We start from the raw sequence: 235 nt of genomic DNA, 5'->3' as shown, positions 1-235 counted from the left end.
GTACATCCACTCACCACTGTCGTTTTTTATAAAACCCTTTGCCATGCTTTCAGAAATTGCAATCTCTACAAATCGCTTTAGCATCACAGATACCTCAGCTCTTGTGGCAATGCCTTGTGGGTCAAACTTATTATCTGATTTTCCTGCAAGGATTCCTGCTGTCTGCATTTCAGTTACAGCAACTCTTGCCCCAATGCTGAGACTTGCATCATCTTCAAAGGTAATTTCCTTATGG

At 41.7% G+C, this 235-nt stretch carries 1 protein-coding gene; it reads right to left on the bottom strand.

From position 1 onward, the window contains the following. Nucleotides 1-235 (bottom strand): S-layer homology domain-containing protein (locus ACX6CF_RS26425; protein ID WP_458788368.1); only part of this gene is annotated, 235 nt, incomplete at both ends.

The sequence above is a fragment of the Vallitalea sediminicola genome (genome assembly GCF_054408565.1).
Note: the sequence above shows the minus strand (reverse complement) of the source record. Positions and strands in the feature narration are given on the sequence as shown.